Origin of the sequence: Longimicrobium sp. (assembly GCF_036280135.1) — a bacterium.
Classification (GTDB): Bacteria; Gemmatimonadota; Gemmatimonadetes; order Longimicrobiales; family Longimicrobiaceae; genus Longimicrobium.
The window spans coordinates 1-2,970 of the sequence record NZ_DASURI010000449.1 but is presented as its reverse complement, the minus strand read 5'-3'; the positions used below and the strand labels follow the sequence as shown (position 1 = coordinate 2,970).

Genomic DNA, 2,970 nt, shown 5'->3' with positions numbered 1-2,970 from the left:
CACGTCCGCGCGGCTCCACGCGTCCAGCACGAGGCGGCGCTCCTCCCCGGGGAGGATCCGCAGCCGGTCCACGGGACGATGCTCATCCGCCGCCATCTCCCGCAGCACCCGCCGCAGGTAGCCGGCCCAGCGCTCCACCGTCTCCCGGCGAAAGAGGGCGGTGGCGTACTCCACGGCGCCCGTGATGCACCCGTCCTTCTCCCACAGCGCCAGCGACAGGTCGAACTTGGCCGTGTCGTGCGCGGGGGCCCCCAGGGGCTCCGTCCGCAGGCCGTGGAGGCTCAGGCCGTCTCCCAGCGCGCTCTGCCAGGCGAACAGCACCTGGAACAGGGGGCTGTAGGCCAGGCTGCGCGCGGGGCGCACCCGCTCCACCACCTGCTCGAAGGGGATGTCCTGGTGCTGCTGCGCCTCCACCGCCCGCGTGCGCACCTGCGCCAGCACGTCGGCCACGGTGGGCGCGGCGGACAGGTCCACGCGCAGGGCCAGCGTGTTGACGAAGAAGCCGATGAGCCCCTCGACCTCGCGCCGGTCGCGCCCGGCCATGGGCGTGCCCACCACCACGTCGTCCTGGCCGGAGAGCCGGGCGAGCACGATGGCCCACCCGGCCAGCAGCGTCATGAACAGCGTGGTGCCGCTGCGCCGCGACAGCGCCCGGAGCGCCGCGCTGAGCTCCGCGTCCAGCGCCACGGGAACGGAAGCGCCCGCGAAGTCCTGCCGCGCCGGGCGGGGGTGGTCCGCCGGCAGCTCCAGCAGCTCCGGCGCGCCCGCCAGCGCCTGCTCCCAGAACGCCGCCTGCCGCTCCAGCAGCTCGCCGCTCACCCGGCGGCGCTGCCACGCCGCGAAGTCCGCGTACTGCGTGGGCAGCGCGGGGAGCGGGTCCGCCGCGCCCGTGCCGAAGGCCTCGTACAGCGCGCCCAGCTCGCGGCCCAGCACGCCCATGGACCAGCCGTCGCTGACGATGTGGTGCAGGGTGATGAGCAGCGCGTGCTCATCGTCGGCCACGCGGACCAGGGTGCCGCGGACGAGCGGGCCCGCCGCCAGGTCAAAGCGCGCCGCCGCCTCGTCGCGCACCAGGGCGTCGAGCGCGGCGCGGGGGTCGGGCGTGTCCCGCACGTCGTGCTGGGCCAGGGGAAAGCCGCCGGGCGCGGAGACCCGCTGCACCGGCTTGCCGTCCGCCTGTCCGAACGTCGTCCGCAGGACCTCGTGCCGCTCCACGATCCGGTCCAGCGCGCGGCGCAGGGCGGGCACGTCCAGGGGCCCCGTGAGGGCGAGCCGCAGGGGGATGTGGTACGTGCCGCCCAGCTCCTCCAGCGCCTCCAGGAACCACAGGCGCTGCTGGGAGAAGGAAAGCGGCGCGACCCGCGAGCCCGCGGGCTCCTTGCGCATCAGGGACTCCAGGAGCGCCCGCTTCTCCTGGGGAGAAAGGCTCCGTGCGCGCGACAGGTCGTTGGTCATCAGGCGGTTCGGTTCGAAAGCAGATCAGCCGGCGGCGCGGCGACGTCGTCCGCCGGACGGCACGCGGCGGGAGGGAGCAACAAGGCAGCGGGCGGCCCGGCTCGCCGAACGAGCCCCGGGCCGCCGCGTGTGCTCGCTGCGGATCGCGCGTGAAATGTCGGCAGACGAAACTGCGGGCAACAAACGGGATGGGATGCGAAATTCAAATATAACCGGCGCAAAACCATCCTTCAACCGGTCCCCCCCTCCCCCGGGGACCGGGATCGTGGTCCTGACGTGGCGTATCAGGAGCCGTGGACGGCGAGCGCGGCCTGGAGGCCCCGGGCCACCGCCTCGCCCAGCACGGCCACGTTGAAGCGATCGAACATGGACTGGTGGTCCCCCGGCACGGGCGTCACCCGCAGCGAGCCCTCGGGGAGCAGGTCCCGCCAGCCGCGCGACGGCTCGTCCACCATCGCGCCCTCCCGGGCGGAGAAGTGGTGCACGAGCACGGGGATGGGCCGTACCTCGTATCCCCGCACGGCCTGGTCGTTCACGCGCCCGCGCGCTCGCATCTCCCGGAACTGCGGCGCCGTCACGTGGCCGGGGAGCTTGCCCTCGGCGTGCAGCCGCGCCACGTACGCCTCGAAGTCCGCGTCCCCGTCGCGGTCCGCGGAGCGGGCCGTCCGGGGCGGCGCCTCTCCGTGTCCGATCGCGTCCGGGTCCACGGCGTCCATGGGCGGCAGCGTGCGGAAGTACGCGGGCGGGTACGTGTCCAGCATCCCCAGGAACTCCACCGTCTCGCCCCCCGCGATGAGCTGCGCGGCGATCTCGTACGCCAGCACGCCGCCGAACGACCAGCCGGCTACGCGGTACGGCCCGGCGGGCTGCACCTCGCGGATCATCCCCACCAGCCGCGCCGCCATCTCCTCCACCGTCCGCGGCGCCGCGTCCGAGAGGGGCGGTGCCGGGAGCGCGTACACCGGCACCTCCTGGCTCAGGTGGGGATGCAGCTTTTGCGCGTAGGCAATGGACCCCGCGCCCGTGTACGCCAGGAAGAGCGGGGGCTCCGAGCCCGTGGCGCGGACGGCGACGGCCCGGTCGGCGGGGACGGGAGCCTCCGGCGCGAAGAGGCGCGCGGCGAGCGATTCCACGGTTGGATGCGAGAAGACGTGCGTCAGGGGAACCTCCACCCCCAGCGCCTGCCGCATGCGCGCGATCACCCGCACGGCCGAGAGCGAGTGCCCGCCCAGCGCGAAGAAGTTGTCGCCGCGGCCCACCCGCTCCACGCCCAGCGCCTCGGCCCAGATCCCGGCCAGCGCCTGCTCCGTCTCGCCCACGGGCGCCTCGTACGCCCGCGCCGTGAACGAGGCGGCTTCGGGCGCGGGGAGGGCCCGGCGGTCCAGCTTGCCGTTGGGCGTGACGGGGAACGCGTCCATCCGCACGAACGCCGCGGGGACCATGAACTCCGGCAGCGCCTCGGCCAGGTGCCCCCGCAGCGCCTCGCTCTCCACCGCCTCGCCCGTGAAGTACCCC

At 74.5% G+C, this 2,970-nt stretch carries 2 protein-coding genes; both read right to left on the bottom strand.

The annotated features are described in order from the left end of the window. Positions 1 to 1,455 (bottom strand): condensation domain-containing protein (locus tag VFZ20_RS14560; RefSeq protein WP_329684628.1); only part of this gene is annotated, 1,455 nt, incomplete at its 3' end. A 284-nt stretch (positions 1,456 to 1,739) separates the two neighbouring features. Further along, the coding region (locus VFZ20_RS14555) for a thioesterase domain-containing protein (RefSeq protein ID WP_329684627.1) at positions 1,740 to 2,970 on the bottom strand (1,231 nt) is incomplete at its 5' end.